The organism is Sphingobacterium sp. UBA5670, assembly GCF_002420705.1.
GTDB lineage: Bacteria > Bacteroidota > Bacteroidia > Sphingobacteriales > Sphingobacteriaceae > Sphingobacterium.
Window position 1 is genome coordinate 58,537 of sequence record NZ_DIIM01000018.1, and the last position, 18,479, is coordinate 77,015.

Consider the following 18,479-nt stretch of genomic DNA (forward strand, 5'->3'; position numbering starts at 1 on the left):
AACAGTATAAAATGATCCGATTATTCCTAAAAACAGCGCTTAGAAATTTAAAACGCAGTCCCCTAAATACAACAATAAATATTTTGGGATTAGCACTAGGCTTTACTGTTGCCCTGATAAGTACGTTATGGGTGCTTAAACAGCTTTCTTTTGATAAGCACCACAACAATTATCAGCATATTTATCAGGTGATGATGACGGGCACTTTCAACGATGAGAAATCAACTGATCGCTCCACCCCTATTCCTTTGGTCAAAACGATCGCATCTGATTTGAAAAATGAGATGCCAGATGCCACTTTGATCACCAATATGGAAAGCAACAATCTGAAAGTAGGCGATAAAAAATTAAATGCTCCGGGGTTTTATGCCCTAGGAAAGTTTTCCGAATTATTCTCCCTCGAGTCTCTAAAAGGCAACAATGCTACTCCGACCAGCCCATCAACCATTATTATTTCCGAATCCTTGGCAAAACGACTGTTCGACCAGACAGACGTTATCGGAAAAATGCTTCAATTGAATGGTAAAGAACAGTATACTATTCAAGGTGTGTATAAAGACATTCCTGAAAACAGCACCTTTTATGGTTTGGATTATGTATTGCCTTTCGTCGACTATCTCGCTAAAGACCAAGGGGTAGAAGACAGCTGGTCCAGCTGCTTTTTTAGCACCTTCGCCAAAATCGACAATGCTGCCTTTGTTCCCGCTCTAGAAAATAAACTAACAAATATCATCAACAAAAAATTAACGGATATAAAACCTGAGATCCTATTACATCCCATGTCCAAATGGCACTTATACGATTCATTTAAGAATGGAAAGAACATAGGCGGGCAGATTCAATATGTATGGATGTTTGCCTGGATCAGCGTATTCATTATTTTATTGGCTAGTATAAATTTTATTAATCTGAGTACGGCAAGAAGTCTAAAAAGAGGGAAAGAAATTGGTGTTTTAAAATCTGTTGGTGTCAATCGCAGACAACTTATTGCTGGCTTTCTTGTGGAATCTATCCTCGCGGTAGCCTGTGCTTTTTTGATCGCTGTTCTATTCGCTACATTGCTGTTGCCTTGGGTCAATACAATCACTCATACAAGCTTACATATACCTTTTACAGATTTTCGATTCTATGGTTACTCCCTATTGGGAGTACTTACTATTGGTATTCTTGCAGGCATGTATCCGGCATTATTTTTATCGGCTTTTAATCCTATTCTTGCTTTGAAAGGCAAGATTAATAGTAAAAAAGGTGGATCCCGAACGCGGAAAGCTATGGTCATTGTCCAATTTGCCATTTCTATTTTCCTGATGATATCTACCTATCTCGTGATCCAGCAATTGCGTTACACAAAGGATCGTCCTATCGGTTATAAAAGTTCCAATTTGGTAAATATTACTTCTTCTAGTCCTACGATCGTCAAAAACTTTGACGTCCTCCGGAAAGAATTGATCGAGCAGCGGTTAATTCAGGATGCTGCGCTTTCTTCCAACTTTGTTAACCATCTATCGTTGACAGGAGGTGGATTTAATTGGCAGGGCAACGATACAAAGGACGGTGCAATTATGGGTATCTTCACAGTAGATGACAACTTTGCAGAGACTGTACAGTGGAATTTTATAAAAGGTCGTAATTTTTCAAATGATTTTAAAACAGATTCAACGGCTGTTATTGTGAATGAAGCTGCTGCTAGATTTATGGGCGTTACCGACCTTAACAGTAAACAGCTTTCACGTGCGGGTATCGACTATCATATCGTAGGTATAATCAAAAATACACTTTCCGAATCGCCTTTCAAATCTATTACACCTACGGCCTATTTTCTTGATTTTCTACCTAAGAACAAAATCACACTTCAATTAAATGAGAGCCAAGACCTTAAGCCGGACTTAAAAGCTATTGCAACAACGTTCAATCGCATAGATCCCGACCTGATTTTTGATTATACATTTACGGATCAGGAATATGCCAAACAGTTTCAACAAATGGAAATGATTAAGAGCTTAACAAGTCTATTCACAGGTCTCGCCATACTCATTTCCTGCCTTGGTCTATACGCGCTGGTTTCCTTTCTTACGGAGCAACGTGAAAAAGAAATAGGCATTCGTAAAGTATTAGGCGCATCAGAAATTGGCTTGTGGCGACTACTTTCTACAGAATATATTTGGCTCACAGGCATCGGCTTTGTACTTGCTGCTCCGCTAGCTTACCTCTTGATGGAATCATGGCTCGAAAATTATGTTTATCGCATATCAATTACATGGACGGTCTTTGCTATCACAGGCTTAACCGCATTTGTCATTACCCTGCTGACGGTCAGTTACCAAGCGATTAAGGCAACATATGCAAACCCTGTAAAAACCTTAAGAAGCGAATAATGCCAGTTTGTTCGGGGACGGACACTAAACTGTCCGTTTCCGAACATTGAAGACGTTCAAAAAACAATAACAAAAACCTAAAAATCAATACATTATATTTATGGCAAACGAATTGAACTAGCTGACTTTGCTATTTCGAATAACAGAGCTTTCTGCTAAAGCGAGCTAAGTGACAAGAATATAGCCTAATTAACAGTCTAAATGCTCATGATCATGGTAAAGAATTATTTTAAAATCGCTTGGCGAAATATTAGAAAAAACAAAGGATTTTCTCTTCTAAATATGTTTGGACTTAGTATAGGAATAACATGTTTTCTATTATTGGCGGCATATATATACCATGAATCCAGCTACGAGCGTTTCCTCCCCAATGCCGACCGTCTAGCATATATCAGCCTCAACTACAAATCGCCAAACAGCACGGAAGAAGTAAATTCTTCGGTAACACCAACAGGTTTGGTTCCGACCATGCAAGCGGAATTTCCAGAGATAGAACAGGCAACCAGACTTTACGGCTATACCAAAGGCAGTAAGATAGAATACAAGGAAGCATTGATCACTGAAAAAGGTCTATTATATGCAGACCAAAATATTTTTAAGACATTAGGCTATAAATTTATTGAAGGGGACCCGAAATCAGCGTTAGCAGAGCCTAATCAAATTGTCTTAACAGAGAAACTAGCAGAGAAATATTTCCCTAATCAACCGGCCATCGGTCAGACACTATCCATTGACAAAATCAACTGGAAAATTACAGGCATTATCGCAGACTTACCCACAAATACCCAGCTGAATTTCTCTGCACTTCTTTCCAACAAAGGATTAGAACGCTACAAAGAAATGGCTTGGTCATCGGCCAATGATATCAGCATAGCACTCTTAAAAAACAAAAATCATTTCAGTTTGATCCAGCAGAAATTGGATCAAATGACAAAATCAAAATTTGCTGAAGCAACAAAACAAGGCTATCAATTTCGGTTCGTCTTAGAAAAGCTGACCGAGATCCATCTTTATTCCAAAGCTGCGGGCACGGGTAACATAACCTCTATCTATATTTTAATGGCCTTGGGCACTGCACTCATTATTCTAACCTGTATCAATTTTACAAATTTGGTCTTGGCACATGCTCTCGAACGAAAAAAGGAAATCGGGGTCAAAAAAGTGTTGGGTGCCGCAAGGAAAACAATATTCTTTCAATTCTTCTTTGAATGCAGTATCATGGTCTTTCTGGCTGTCGCTTTTAGTCTTCTGACGACAGTATTCCTGTTACCAGTGTTCAGCTCATTTATGGGCGCCGAAATGAAATTGACCGTATGGACAGACCCTAGGTTTTATGCCTCTTTGCTTGTTTTCGTTGTCCTGCTGACACTCCTATCAGGTGGCTGGCCAGCTTATTCGATCGCCAGTTCAAAGCCTATTTCTATTTTCAAACGAAAACTTACTGAAAAACAACATGGAATATCACTAAGCAAAGTACTCGTGACTTTTCAGTTCAGTATCTCTATATTCTTTATTATCTGCACCTTATTTGCCAGTAGACAGATGGATTTTATCCAATCCAAAAACACAGGTTTGGATCGCTCTGATATGCTAGTCATTGATGGACGAGGATGGCAAGATAAAGAAAGACAACTGTTAAAAGACAAATTACTGCAGCTCAATAGTGTCCAAGGAGTGACTGCTTCGTATGATAACCCAGTCAATATCCAAGGTGGCTACAGCATCAATGAAGTAGAAGGCCAACCCAGTGATTTTGATATGAATGTTACTGCAATCCCGATTGAAAAAGATTTTGTATCCGTTTTTCATATCCCAACAGTCGCTGGCACACCGCTTTCAGATACAGATATCTTACGCGCACGGGATACAGCCTCCCCAGAATATGGCTTTGTGGTGAATACCCTCGCGGCATCGGCCATGGGGTTTACGCCAGAGCAAGCTATAGGAAAGAAAATCAATTTAAATGGACGCAAGGGAAGCATCAAACAAGTTGTTGCGAGTTTTAACTTTGCTTCACTCCACAACGAAGTCAAACCAATCGTACTTTTTCCTGAGTATGACTATTTCGGCAATATTTTCGTTCGGCTCAACCCAACTACGCCTCTAAAAGATGCCTTGACTCAAGTAAAAGCTGTCATCAAAGACATCGACTCAAAAAACAGTTTTGAATATCATTTTCTCAATGACGACTATAACAAGCTATATCTCAAAGATCAACAAACAACCCGTGTAATGCAGCTGTTTTCGATCATTACAATTGCTATCGCCTGTATGGGACTATTTGCGCTATCAGCATACGCTGTGCAACAACGCTTCAAAGAGATTGGTATCCGTAAAGTATTAGGTGCCTCAACAGGAAAAATTGTTAAAATATTAAGCGTGGACTTCATGGCGCTAGTCCTTTCCGCTGTCTTTATCAGTGTACCCTTAGGTTGGTACGCCATGCACCGCTGGGTGGAAAATTTTGCGTATCACATTACACTGGACTGGTGGGTATTTATCCTGGCAGCAATCAGCGCATTACTGGTATCATTTGTCACGATCAGTTTTCAAACTGTAAAAGCGGCAATTGTAAACCCTGTTGATAGTTTAAGGGACGAATAGAAGAATCTTATCACGATCATTACTCAATAACTATGATAAAGAACTACATCAAAATAGCATGGCGGAACCTATGGAAAAGCAAGGGGTACTCCGCGATTAATATTATTGGACTTTCTATTGGATTGGCAGCTGTACTGATCATCGGTATATGGATAAAAAATCAATTGCAATTCGACAATTTTTACAGCAACCAAGAAAACATATATAAACTTTGGAACAAATACAAAAATGATGATGGGAAAATAAATCTAATGGACGTTACCTCAGGGCGAGCAGCTCGGGCTCTATTAGAGGATTATCCAGAAGTAGAACGTGCAGCTCGCATGTATTGGAGCAGCACCGCCCTGATGTCTTTTGGCGATAAGAAGATCAAGTCCAAGGGAAATGAGGTTGATCCATCCTTTATTGAATTATTTGATTTCAAGTTGAAACGTGGAAATAATCATCAGGCACTAGCCGAAGTAAACAATATTATTCTAACTGAAAGTTTAGCAAAGAGTATATTTGGGGATATAGATCCATTGGATAAAACTATTATTCTTGACAATAAGGAACCTTATAAAGTTTCTGCTGTTATGCAAGATTTGCCAAGCAATACCAATTTCGACTTTAATTATCTGATCCCTTTAGCCGATGCCAGTAAATATTCACCAAATTGGAATACGATTACATTTTCAACTTATGTGCAATTAAAATCAGGAACCGATGTTGATGCTTTCAATAATAAGCTCATCAACATGATCGAGAGAAAATCCAACAAGGAGTTAAAAGGATCACTTTTTTTATATCCGGTATCCAAAATGCATCTGTATTCCAGATTCGAGCAGGGAGTCCCAGCCGGCGGAAAGATAGATCAAGTTAAATTAGTAGCGGGAATAGGTTTATTGATATTATTGATTGCCTGTATCAATTTTATCAATCTCAGTACTGCCCGTAGCCAAAAAAGAGCAAAGGAAGTTGCTATACGAAAAGTTGTAGGAGCCAAACGTTTCCATTTAATTGTCCAATTTCTCGCTGAATCTATACTGCTAGCTGTTATATCAGGCGCAAGTGCACTATTATTGACTAAGTTTATGCTCCCCTTATTTAATAAAATTTTAGATAAACCCTTAGCCTTTTCGTCCTCAGATACAGCACTATGGTTTTCGTTAGTAGGTTTTATCTTTTTAACAGGATTATTGGCTGGATTATATCCGGCTTTTGTACTGTCCGCTTTCAAACCAGTTAAATCACTAAAAATATTTGCACGATCAAAAAAGTTTTCATTGAATTTTCGAGAATTATTAGTTGTCTTCCAATTTAGTATAGCCGTTATACTGATTATCGCGACCATTGTTGTCAGGCGGCAAATTGAATATGCAGGACAACGTGACATTGGCTATAATACAGCTCAATTGCTCGAAATTGGACTCGAAGGTGATCTAGGAAAAAACTATGAGGCAATCAAATCAGAATTGATCAATAAGGGAGTCGCTACCGCTGTCACACGAATAGGATCTTCAATCACAGGCAGTTCCGGCAATTCTTGGGGAGGTTTCTCCTGGCAGGGAGCTACTCCCGAACAAGAGAAAAAAATGGGTTTTAATCTGGGAAGAGCGGAAAGTGATCTTGTCAAAACTCTTGGATTAAGGCTCGTAGCAGGACGTGATATTGATTATTCGAGATTAGCAGCCGATAGTACTGCTGCGTTACTGAATGAAGCTGCTGTCAAGGAAATGAAATTGGAAAATCCTGTCGGGAGCTTTCTTAAATGGGGTGACAACAGCTATACCATCGTCGGTGTAATCAACGACTATATCAGTGGCTCCCCCTATAGTCCCGTAAAACCAATGCTCATATATGCTAACAAAACAGCATTATTCAATTTGGTTATACGTACCAGTCCAAACAGAGCGATGGAAATGAGCCTAAAGCAAATCGAGGAAATTATTAAAAAATTCAATCCAGCCTACCCCTTCGAGTACCAGTTTGTGGATCAGAAATTTGCAGCTAAATTCAACGATCAGCAACAGACAGCTAAACTCGCATTCATTTTTTCGGGATTAGCTATTTTCATCTCTTGCCTGGGCTTATTTGGGCTTGCTTCTTATATTGCTGAACTGAAAACTAAAGAAATTGGCATTCGTAAGGTACTCGGTGCTTCGGTAAGTGGGATTACCGCCATGTTATCCAAAGATTTTGTAAAGCTTGTCATTATTTCCATTCTGATTGCTTCACCAATAGCCTGGTGGCTGATGAACAAATGGCTACAGGACTTTTCCTATCGCATTGAAATACAATGGTGGTTTTTTGCATTAGCGGGAATTTCTGCCTTATTCGTGGCTTTCTTTACGGTAAGTACGCAAGCCATAAAGGCTGCCAATAGTAATCCGGTAAAAACGTTGAGGGATGAATAGCGATCAAGATAGTTAGAAAGTCATCGTTATAACCATCAGAGACAATTGATCCATATTAATCAATAAAGCCAAAAGTTTAAAAACGAAAGAGTAAAAAATCATGATAAGGAACTATATTAAAATTGCCTGGCGCAATCTGATGAAGAATAAGTCATTCTCTTTGATTAACATCATCGGGTTAGCGATCGGTATGGCCGGAGCATTACTTATTGCACTTTGGTTGCAGCATATGTTGACCATGGACCGCTTTCATGAGAAAGGTAATCGCCTGTATGTATTGAGTAATCGTGACGAATTTCAAGGCGATAAGTCAGCCTGGGCGTATACGCCTAAAATATTAGCGCCCTCATTGGCAGCTGATTTCCCCGATATCGAAGCTTTTACAAGATACAACGAGGGACATCAATTTTTAACAACATTCAAGGAAAAAAAGCTCATTGCTAATACTGTTTTCATCGATCCCGGTTTTTTCAGGATGTTCTCTTTCCCATTTATTAAAGGCAAACAGAATGTTAGATTTGATCATCCCAAAGGCCTTGTCCTCACGGAAAGATATGCAAAGGCTTTATTTGGCGACGAAGACCCTATTGGAAAATCTATTAAAATAGATTCGGTTAATCAAGTCTCTGTGCAAGCCGTGCTGAAAGATCTTCCGAGCAATTCAAGCTTTAAATTTGACATCCTGCTTCCCTTCGAGTATGCAAAAATAATTGGCTATGTAGACGACAACTGGAGCAACAATTCAATAAGCACTTATATATTATTAAAAGAAGGTGTTTCACTAACGGCATTCAATGACAAGATCAGAACCTATTTAAGAGACCATATCAACGCCAGCAATAAGGCTGACGGTCGTCTTTCTGCCAGAAATACGGGCGAGATTTTTGCCTTTTCTTATCCAGATTCTTTCCTTTACAATAGCGGAAAAGGAGGAAATTATACTTCCGGACGTATTGATATCGTCAAACTATTTGCTTGGATTGGTGTATTTATTTTATTGGTAGCCAGCATCAATTTTATGAATTTAAGCACGGCGCGTTCCGAACGCCGTGCGAAAGAGGTCGGTGTCCGCAAAGTAATCGGTGCTAATAAGACAAGCCTAATGGCGCAGTTCCTGGTTGAAAGCATATTGATTAGCCTGATCGGCATGGTACTCGCGACTATACTTGTTTTTATTGTCCTGCCATTTTTTAACGAGCTTGTCGGAAAACAGCTTAGCTTATCGTTATTAAACTTACCAACCTGGCTTTTTTTAATTGGTTTTGCCTTATTTACGGGTGTGTTAGCGGGTACCTACCCGGCCTTTTTTCTTTCTTCATTTCAGCCTATCAAGACCCTGAAAGGAAAATTTGTTTCTAAAACAAGAGGCCTTAGTATTCGCTCGCTCTTAGTCGTCGTTCAATTTAGTCTCGCTATTATATTGATTATCGCGACAGTCATTGTGGCCAAACAAATCCAATATACCAAACAGCGCGACCGCGGTTATAATGAAAATGGGCTGCTTTACAGCAGTATCCAAGGTGACCTCGAAAAGAATTATAAGATTCTCAGAGACGAATTATTAGCCAGTAATGCCGTTGTTTCTGTATCAAAAAATATGTCGCCGGTAACAGATTTCTACAGCAATGGCTGGGGATTTACATCTGGTATACCAACGGAACAGGACAAACGCATTTCTTATAACCGATTTAGTACCGATGCCGATGCCGTAAAAAATCTAGGCCTAACGCTTACACAGGGGCGGGATATCGATATTTACAAATTTGCGACAGACAGTACGGCTTTGATTTTAAATGAATCCGCAGTAAAAAGTTTGCATCTCAAAAATCCGGTTAATAGCATTGTGGATGGCGATGGCACAAAGTGGACTGTAGTTGGGGTTATCAAAGATTTTATTATTGGATCACCTTTCGGAGACAATAAACCCATGGTGATATTAGGGCCACAAGCCTGGTTTACAACGATTCATTATCGTTTAAATACAAACAACAACATCGCGGACAACTTAAAAACAATTGAGTCAATCTTTAAAAAGTTCAACCCAGACTACCCTTTCGAATATCAATTTATTGACAAAACATACGAAGAAAAATTTAAGGAAACAAAAGCGATAGGTACACTGGCTATGATCTTTGCAGGATTGACGATCTTTATTTCCTGCCTGGGTTTATTGGCATTAATCGCCTATATGGCCGAAACTCGGATGAAAGAAATTGCCGTTCGTAAAGTTCTCGGTGCAAGTGCCACCCAAGTAACATCTCTACTTTCGATCGATTTTATCAAGCTCGTCGTTGTCGCCATTTTTATCGCAACACCTATTGCTTGGTGGGCTATGGACAAATGGCTACAAGATTACAGCTATCGGATTGCGATACAATGGTATTACTTTGTCATCGCTGGATTATTGGCTATCCTGATCAGTATGGCCACGATAAGCTATCAAGCAATTAAGGCTGCATTAAGTAATCCCGTCGATAGTTTACGTGATGAGTAACTAAAGTTTAACGTTTTTTTTCGATAGCATTAAACCAGGTAGAAGACGATGAATTCATTCAAACTTGCCCTTCGCAGCATTATAAAAAACCGACAATATACTTGGATCAATATCTTAGGGTTAAGTATGGGTTTCTCCCTGTGTCTTCTCGTATTCGCTCTTGTCATTGAAGAAAATTCGTATGACAAAAGCTGGAAAAATGCCGATCACCTCTTTCGGATTGTTACCATAGATTCTACTGCTGGCCTTGAACGACAGATGTCGAGAACATTCGTTAATTTAAGTACAGAACTCAAACAAGTATTTCCAGAGATTCAAAATGAGGCTCGTATAGAATCTAGAAAATACTATCTAAAACCGGATGCTAACTCAACACAATCCATAGGCATACAAGCACTGGAATCGGAAACCAACATCTTGGACATGTTGAGCATCAAGCTTCTTGAAGGCAATCCTAAGCAGCTGGTCCAAGGAAAAACAAACCTACTCATCGACAAAGAATTCAAAGAAAAATATTTTAGGAATGAAAATGTCATTGGAAAAGTCATCCAAAGTGCCGACCCCTATAGTGATCAGCCATCTGATTATATTATTACGGGAGTTATGGATAATCTTCCTTATAATTCAACGCTCAGAGCTTCCATCATTGCTTTAGTTCCAAAGATATCGATGGAATTAAACAAAGATGGCTCGGGCTACTACACCGAACAATTTGTACAGCTAAAATCCGGGACACCAAGAGTAGATCTTGAGCAGAAATTAAATCATTGGTATAAAGGATTCCTCAGTCCAAATACAAAACATGTAACTTCCTTTCGCCTTCAGCCTATTCAGTACATCTATATGGAGCCATTAGGCAGCGCAGAAATCAGTGGCAACCAAAAAACAACAAACATATTTGTAGGCGTTGCCGTTTTGGTCTTTATTATTTCCTGTATCAATTTTATTAATATCTATGCTGTAAGAACCGTTAAAAGATTAAGAGCACTTCATATACATCAGATCCTAGGAGCCAGCCGCCCCCAAATGATCAGGCGTATGCTATTAGAAACAATCCTACTTTTTTTTATTTCCGCAATATGCAGTTTAGTCCTTTTTAAACTTGGATTGTCCCAACTGGAACACTTTATAGGCTATGATCTCGCTTATGTGAGATCCTTACAGCTCCCCTTGCTATTGGCCTTTCTGACGGTATCGATCATCCTTGGTCTATTGATTGGCTTTTATCCCGCATGGCTGATCTCTGGTATTAAGAGTTCGGATGCCTTGAAGAATAAGCTGTCAAAAATCCCTAATGCCGAAGTGTTGATTAAAAAAATGCTTATTACAACACAATTTAGTCTTGCTATTATCGTCCTCATAGGACTTATAACAATTAAGTCACAACTTAACTATATGCAATCAGCACCACTGGGAATGGAAGTCAAAAATGTGCTAAATATCGACTATTTCAATAAGGGCTCACAAAATACAAGTATAAAAGATCAAATTAGTCAACTTACCGGTATTGAATCGATCAGCGTCGCTGCCTGGACACCAACGATCGGTTCAGGCTACCTTGCCAAGACAATTGTAGATAAAGACGATCCGGAAAAAAACATCCAAGTCAGTTTTATCGGTGGGGATAAGGATCTGTCCAAGACTTTGGGAATCCATTTGATTAAAGGTCGATTATTGACTCCTGAAGATTATACGCATGTTGAAATGGGAGCAGAAGATGACGGAGAGATCAATAATGTCCTTGTGACCGAAAGCACCGCAAGAAAGCTTGGGATAGACAAACTCGGTATCTTATATAAAGACCTTCAAATTATCCCCGTCGGGATCATTAAAGATTTTCATAGTGAGTCTTTTCGTCTAAAGATGGTACCGACTGTGATTTTAGCAAAAGATTTTAATGGAAGCGGCAATATTCTGATAAAAGTGGCGGAAGGACAAGAACAGCAAATCCTTCGATCGGTATCTAAAATCATTCAGCGTACCTATCCTGACAAACACGTTTCATTTCAATGGATCGATGAGTTAATTGCAGAACAATATGAAAAGGAAAATAAGCAAGTACAATTGTTTATTTTATTTAGTGCTTTGGCGCTATTGATCTCCGCATTGGGTATTACGGGCTTAATTATGCAAAATCTTGAACAGCGTACCAAAGAAATCGGCATTCGCAAAGTCCTAGGCGCAACTGTGCTCGACATATCACATCTCTTTTCAAAAGATTATCTCATCTTAACGTCATTAGCTATTTTTATTGCCAGTCCAATAGCCTGGTATTTTTCAAAAAAATGGCTTGAAGATTATGCCTACAATGTGGGGGTACAATGGTGGTTCTTTATCCTTGCAGCAGCGGCAACCTTTTTGATCAGTATGATTACTGTCAATATCCAAACAATACGCGCGGCGCTAAGCAATCCCGTAGATAGCTTACGAAACGAGTAAATATTTATTTATAGTAATAGAGGGGGCCTCAATATGATCAAGAATAATTTAAAAATAGCATGGCGGAATTTAACCCGCAATTTCTCCACTTCGTTTATCAACATCGTTGGATTGGCCATGGGAATTGCGACCTGTTTGCTGATCAGTTTATACGTAAGTCATGAATTTAGCTTTGATCGTTTTAATGCGCATGCAGATCGAATTGTACGTGTTGTTTTCAGAGGAACTGTTAAGGGCGGAACGATCAATGAGGCACATGTGATGCCACCTGTTGCTTCGACCATGAAGTCAGAGCTGCCCGAAGTTGAAGAAACGGCACGACTAAGAATCGGTGAATCCCCCCTATTTGTTGTCAACAATAAAGTTTTCCACGAAGAAAAAATGGCTTACGTGGATGCTTCGTTTTTTAAAATTTTCACACTTCCTTTTATTAAAGGGAATTTGTCTACAGCTATTTCTTCCCCTAATTCTGCAGTGATATCCGAATCCACCGCCATAAAATTCTTCGGTACAAACGATGTTGTCGGTCGAGACCTCATCATCAAAGACAATCCAACTATTCTCAAAATCACTGGCGTAATTAAAGATGTTCCTCAAAACTCCCATTTTCATTTTGATGTATTTACCTCTTTGGATGCACTGGAAGATTCACGATCAGATTCGTGGATGACCTCCGAGTATTATACTTATGCGCTGCTTTCGAAAAATGCGTCACGTGAAAAGCTCGAAAAAAACTTAGCCGCCCTATTCGACAAACATGTAGCCACACAATTTATGGCCGGCTTTGGTATGAGCTACAAAGAATACAAAAAATCGGGAAATAAGATCGGGCTTTACCTACAGCCACTTACGGATATCCACCTGCATTCGAATTTCAACTATGATCTCAGTCCTCCAGGAGATATACGGTACGTTTACATCTTCAGCGCTATCGCGCTCTTTATGCTATTGATTGCCACAATTAATTTTATGAATCTATCTACAGCCAGTGGTTTTAGGCGCTGTAAAGAAGTAGGAGTTCGAAAAGTATTAGGTGCAGATAAGCAAAATCTCATGCGGCAATTTATGCTGGAGGGTGTCCTACTGACCTATATTGCTTTGGGAGTAGCCTTAGGAATTGTTTTACTTGCCCTTCCTCTATTTAATCAGATTTCAGGAAAAGAAATTGAAATTCAAAAACTTAACGCTTTTAAAATTATCCCACTCCTACTGATTTTTGGTTTAGCGGTCGGTCTATTTTCTAGCAGCTATCCCGCCTTATATTTATCCTCATTTAATCCGCTACGCGTATTAAAAGGAAAGATAAGCCGTTCGACTAAAGGTTTGAATTTACGAAGTGGCCTCGTTGTATTTCAATTTATCATTTCCGTCGGACTTATCTTTGGGACCGTGGTCGTTGTTCAGCAGCTGGATTATATGCGTCATATTAAACTTGGATATAACAAGGATAATGTCCTTATTATACCGAGCTGGCCTTTAGGGAAAAACGAAAAGACATATTATAATTTATTGATGCAAGATAGCAGAATCAAGCATGTCTCGCATTCGTCCTATCTCCCTGCCGGAGAAAGTAACAACAACAATTTTTTCATCTATCCAGATGGCAATACTGATCAATGGGTCAAAACGATTCGTTACGATATAGATGAAGAATATATTCCGGTTATGGGTATGCAGCTTAAAGAAGGACGAAATTTCGCAAAAACATTTGGCAATGACAGCCTTTCTGTCATCATCAATGAAACCGCAGCAAAAGATCTAGGTTGGAACGATCATAGCCTTGGTAAAATATTGACCAATAAAGACAACAAAAGCTATCGTGTTATTGGTGTCGTTAAGGATTTCCATTTTCGCTCTTTGCATGAGCAGATCTCCCCGCTTGTGATGGTTCTTAGCGATCAAGCCGGGAGTTTGATTCTCAAAACCCAAACAGCCGATATGGAGAAGCTTATTCAAAAATTAGCGTCTCTCTATCGATCCTTTCCAACAGACATTCCATTTAGCTATTCCTTTTTGGATGACCGATACGCGCAAACCTACCAAGCAGAAGTGAAAACCGGTAAGTTACTGAGCATCTTTGCGGGACTGACTATTTTTGTCGCCTGCCTTGGTCTATTTGGTCTAGCTATTTTTACCGCCAATCAACGCAAAAAAGAAATAGGGATCCGAAAAGTTGTTGGAGCTACAGTGCCCGTCATTACACGCATGCTTTCCACTGAGTTCGTCAAACTCGTTCTAATTGCCATTATCATTTCTTCTCCTCTTGCTTGGTGGATGATGCACAAATGGTTAGAAAATTTTGCGTACCGTATTGAGATGCAATGGTGGATGTTTGTGCTAGCAGGAGCGCTAGCCGTTTTTATTGCTTTAATTACTGTAAGTTCACAAGCGATACGCGCGGCCCTAACAAAGCCTGTTGACAGTCTACGTGATGAATAAAAATAAACTTGTCTGTTCAGCTGTGGACAAAGCACTGTCCGATATCGAACAGCATGGAAAAGAATCAGGAAGGCAATACGCTTATGATCAACAGGATAATTACTTGGCCAAACATTTGTATTTTTAATTTTCTAAATGGAGCAAACAAGCTATCAGCAGCTCCACGACCGAAATAAATTCTTATTATTAGACAATGAACTTTACAAACTTTAAAATTGCCTGGCGAAATATTGGAAAGAAAAAAATCCAAAATTTGATCAATCTAATCGGATTGACTTGTGGTATTACTTTTCTACTACTTGTAGGCGCCTATATATGGGATGTACATCAAGTGAATAGCAGCATCAAAAATATTGATCGACAATTTTTATTGCAAAGTAAGTATAAGAAAGAAGGATTTGGTATTAACCTCACCACATTGGGAGCACTTCCTAAAGCTTTAAAGGAAGAGTATCCCAACCTGGTATCCAATTATTATCGGATCGACGGATTGACAGGCATCGTGGCAAACGGAGCAACAATACATGAAGAAGGCATGTCTCTGGGAGATCCTAGCCTATTGACGATGTTCGGTTTCCATATTTTAGCAGGCAATGCCAATACCGCTTTGAATAATCCATTTTCAGTTGTGATCAGTGACAAAGCAGCCTTAAAATATTTTGGGCAAGTGAATGTACTCGGCAAATCGCTACAGATAAAAAATTTCAAGGGTGAAAAACATGATTTCGAAATTACAGCAATCATCAGATCCGACGTCCAAAATGCCATTATGGATCTCACAAAGAATATGCATGCAGACATATTTTTACCGATCATTAATGAGGAGTTCTTTGGTCGATCTATAAACAATTGGAATAACCCTTATATTGCCGGTTATATCGAATTGAAACCAGGTGTAAGCTTGGATCGAGTAGATGCTGCCATTGAAACATTGGTAAGAAAAAATACCGATAGGGAATTTTCCAGTGAATATAGCCCCGATCTAAAGCCATTAAAAACCTATTATTTGGATGACAACCAAGGAGCCGTCCGCAAAATGATACAGACATTGATTTGGACTGCCATTTTTATCTTGATCATGGCTATCATTAATTTCATCAATTTTAGTATCGCTCAGCACATTACGCGATTAAAGGAAATCGGTGTTCGCAAGATGATGGGATCATCTCGAGTGCAGCTTATTAGACAACTGATGACTGAGTATATCCTGATCGTGGCCATAGCAGCATTGATCAGTCTGCCAATTTATATTGTCACAAGTCCAATTTTCGAACATATCTTGATGCGTAAGCTGCCTACATTAATCGAATTACCGATTTACTTTTTTGGATTATTGGGTATAGTGACGTTATTAATTGGTTTACTAGCGGGTCTATATCCAGCAATTAAACTTTCCAATATAGCGGTACTTCCTGCAGTCAAAAATCAGTTTTCGACGCTAGGAGGCAAACAGCTGGTGCGAAAAGTTCTTTTGTTTTTTCAATTTGGGGTAGCCTTGCTCCTGCTTGTCTGTACGCTAATTATTTCCAAACAAGTGGATCTATTTCTCCATAGCAATTTAGGCTACAACAAAGACTATTTATTAACTGTACAGGTCCCAAGAGACTGGTCCGAAAATGGCGTTCGCAAAATGGAAACCGTACAAAAGGAACTCAGCTTGCAACCAGAAGTTAAATCAGTAAGCTTATCTTATGAAACACCTGGATTGCTGGGATCCAATATGCAGACTGCATTCGGGACGACCGCCGAAAAAGAAATCCAAGTACAACGGATTACAAGTGATAGTCACTTTTTGGAGACCTATGAGATACCACTAGTTGCTGGAACTTTTCTCCCTAAAAACTATGTTGTGAATGCGAATAATAGGCCAGTTGTTATTAATAAAAAGGCCATGGATGATTTTGGTTTTAAAAATGCCGAGCAAGCTATTGGTCAGCAGATTGCTCTGGCTGATCCAAGTTACAAAATGACTATTGTAGGCGTTGCCGAAAACTTTGTAGCCAATTCACTTCACCAGGCCTCTCCGCCTATTATCTGGATAGATGTACAAGAAAGCTTACAATACCGATACCTTAGTATCCGTTTACAGCAAGGCTCTCTTGCCAACGCGCTGCAGAAATTAGAAAAAAAATGCAAAGCCTTGATGCCAGATGCTCCTTTCGAATATCAATTTATGGATGAACGCATCAAAAATTTATATGAAACTGAGCTGCAGCTGCATCGTGCATCACAGATGGCCACAGTTGTTTCATTGCTAATCGTGGCATTAGGACTTACTGGACTAATATCGCTTTCGATCCATCTGCGCAATAAAGAAGTCGGTATCCGTAAAGTACTCGGTGCATCGTTAGCACATTTAATGTTGTTATTTTCGAAGGAGTACTACGGAATATTCTTATTTGCGGCACTGACGATGGTTCCATTGAGTTATCTACTAATGCAGTACTGGCTTCAAAATTACATCATCCGAATAGACATCAATGCACTTACCTATCTGTTACCATTAGGTACGTTGATTGGTTTAATGAGTTTATTGGTTGCCATCATTGTATGTCGATCAACCCGATTTAATCCAGTTGAGAAATTAAGAGACGAATAAGAAAAATAAGCCGTAGGGTGTGCGAAAATTATCAATATCTTTATACCCTTCCAGTAGCTGTTCGCAACGAACAGTTACTGGAAGGGTAACTCCTTATTCCTTTAACCAGCATAGCTTTTCGATAGATAAACAAATCCATATTTTGATTCTTTCCGAATAAGTTTAAGGTCATCAGACCGATTAAGCAAATCTTCAAGTATCTTCATCAAGTTTTTAGGTTTTACATATGTATCGAGTATCATACAAACCAATTTATGTATCTCATAAGGACTCCTATTTTTATTAAAATACCCCGTGCCAACCTGCGCTTCGATGATTCTCTTGACCTTCCGAAGCTCATTCAATGTAGAAGGTTCATTTGGATCATAATTATGGCGGATGTCCATTATCTTAAATTCGATCTCCTGTACCCCTTCTTCAATGGATAATCTATATAAATGGTAAATAACCTCCTCAGCCAATGTATTAACGTGCAACTCATAAGCATACTTTTGCTTGGATAAATTCATCCTTAAGGGCAACATGGCATGTATACTCCCCACTTCTAACACACGACAAAAAATATAGTAATCAATAGCAAGAATCGTTTTAATTTTGAAAGACTCAACTTTGCTTATAAAATCTAGTGCTTTTCCCATTAAAAAAGATACTTCTTCGGGTGAGAGACCATTTGAAATACGCTGTAATATCATCCGATAAAAGAACTGCATTTCCAACGGTTGACAACGATGCTTATACACCCGTTTGAACACTTTAAAATTATTTCTCATTATAGTTCATATAGTTATTCCATACAAAGAAATAGAAATAATTTAAAAATTTAAAACATTTGTATAAATAAAAATAACATTTTGTATATTTATCTATACAAAAAAAAGAGCATACTAAATCATAACTATGACAAAACTAGGTGAATTTTTAGAGAAGAAATCCGTTAATAAATCGCGGATCGCGCGCAAAACGGGTTTAAGTAAGGCAAGAATCAATGAGTTAACGATGACCGAAACGGCCAAATTGCGTTTGGATGAAATGTACCTGATTGCATTGGCTATTGATACAGATCCAGCTAAAATGATGTTCGAATTATGTGATCATCTCCAGTTGAAAGAGATTGAAGAGTAAGCAATTATCCA

At 38.9% G+C, this 18,479-nt stretch carries 10 protein-coding genes; 9 read left to right on the forward strand and 1 reads right to left on the reverse strand.

All coding sequences use genetic code 11. The features are described from left to right. Positions 1-11: 11 nt before the first annotated feature. The 8 genes from B3C94_RS14605 to B3C94_RS14640 all read left to right on the forward strand — a co-directional run bounded on the left by B3C94_RS14605 (position 12) and on the right by B3C94_RS14640 (position 17,346). A complete protein-coding gene (locus tag B3C94_RS14605; RefSeq protein ID WP_293904900.1) occupies positions 12-2,375 on the forward strand; it encodes an FtsX-like permease family protein in 2,364 nt (787 codons plus the stop codon). 213 nt (positions 2,376-2,588) lie between these two features. Then, positions 2,589-4,979, forward strand: coding sequence for an ABC transporter permease (locus tag B3C94_RS14610; protein ID WP_293904902.1), 2,391 nt, complete (start codon positions 2,589-2,591; stop codon positions 4,977-4,979). 32 nt (positions 4,980-5,011) lie between these two features. Then, on the forward strand, positions 5,012-7,375 hold the full coding sequence (locus B3C94_RS14615) for an ABC transporter permease (protein ID WP_293904904.1): 2,364 nt from the start codon (positions 5,012-5,014) through the stop codon (positions 7,373-7,375). Between the two features lie 100 nt (positions 7,376-7,475). Then, the gene (locus B3C94_RS14620) at positions 7,476-9,869 is read left to right on the forward strand and encodes an ABC transporter permease (protein WP_293904906.1); all 2,394 of its coding nucleotides are present in this window, start codon (positions 7,476-7,478) and stop codon (positions 9,867-9,869) included. A gap of 48 nt (positions 9,870-9,917) precedes the next feature. Further along, positions 9,918-12,308 (forward strand): ABC transporter permease, encoded by a 2,391-nt coding sequence (locus tag B3C94_RS14625; protein ID WP_293904908.1) that lies wholly within the window; start codon positions 9,918-9,920, stop codon positions 12,306-12,308. A 33-nt stretch (positions 12,309-12,341) separates the two neighbouring features. Next, positions 12,342-14,747 (forward strand): ABC transporter permease, encoded by a 2,406-nt coding sequence (locus B3C94_RS14630; protein WP_293904910.1) that lies wholly within the window; start codon positions 12,342-12,344, stop codon positions 14,745-14,747. After that, positions 14,740-14,874, forward strand: coding sequence for a hypothetical protein (locus tag B3C94_RS14635; RefSeq protein ID WP_293904912.1), 135 nt, complete (start codon positions 14,740-14,742; stop codon positions 14,872-14,874). The genes B3C94_RS14630 and B3C94_RS14635 overlap by 8 nt, the downstream gene beginning before the upstream one ends. Before the next feature lie 66 nt (positions 14,875-14,940). Continuing rightward, a complete protein-coding gene (locus B3C94_RS14640; RefSeq protein ID WP_293904914.1) occupies positions 14,941-17,346 on the forward strand; it encodes an ABC transporter permease in 2,406 nt (801 codons plus the stop codon). A gap of 101 nt (positions 17,347-17,447) precedes the next feature. Here B3C94_RS14640 and B3C94_RS14645 read toward each other — a convergent pair whose 3' ends face one another. After that, positions 17,448-18,116, reverse strand: a complete 669-nt coding sequence (locus tag B3C94_RS14645; RefSeq protein WP_293904916.1) for a hypothetical protein — start codon at positions 18,114-18,116, stop codon at positions 17,448-17,450. Positions 18,117-18,243: 127 nt separating this feature from the next. On the opposite strand from B3C94_RS14645, the gene B3C94_RS14650 reads away from it, so the two are divergent. Then, positions 18,244-18,468, forward strand: a complete 225-nt coding sequence (locus B3C94_RS14650; RefSeq protein ID WP_070566237.1) for a helix-turn-helix domain-containing protein — start codon at positions 18,244-18,246, stop codon at positions 18,466-18,468. The last annotated feature ends 11 nt before the right edge of the window (positions 18,469-18,479 follow it).